Genomic DNA, 503 nt, shown 5'->3' with positions numbered 1-503 from the left:
TGGTAGGGATTAAATACAGCGATGTGCAAGACGTAGCTGAATACTTCGATTATACACAGATTTATGAAATAAAACAGATTCCAAATTTAGCGATAGCTTCTAAGGAATTTCCTCCTGCGACTTTGGATTACAAGTTCTATTTTTATGATGCAAGTATTGGAAGTGGGGTTTTTGAAAAATTCCCAGGTTGGGTCAAAGAAAAAGCTGAAAAAATCGGATTTAAAGAATTGAAAAAATAAAAACGCAACCCAACAATGGCGAGCATTCATAGGGTTTTATCGCAAATATCAGACTTAGTCCCGGTCGGCTGCTACGTGGGATTAAAACGTCGGCTCACCCACTGGCCTACGCAACGATTTAATCCCTACGCATGCTAGCCGGATCGTTGGCTTGCATTTGGGTACGTTAAAGGAACATAGTTCATAATTTTTAAATGAAATACTTTTTTATCTTAATCTCTGTTCCCCTTTTAATACTGTCATGTACACATACTTCTAAAGAGT

1 protein-coding gene is annotated in these 503 nt (G+C 37.8%); it reads left to right on the top strand.

The genetic code is table 11. From position 1 onward, the window contains the following. Positions 1-239 (top strand): hypothetical protein (locus ACQY5W_RS13715; protein WP_428025523.1); only part of this gene is annotated, 239 nt, incomplete at its 5' end. Positions 240-503 lie beyond the last annotated feature (264 nt).

It is taken from the genome of Arcobacter sp., from assembly GCF_050300555.1.
In the GTDB taxonomy this organism is placed as follows: domain Bacteria; phylum Campylobacterota; class Campylobacteria; order Campylobacterales; family Arcobacteraceae; genus Arcobacter.
The sequence above is the reverse complement of the archived record's forward strand: the minus strand, read 5'-3'. Positions and strand labels throughout refer to the sequence as shown.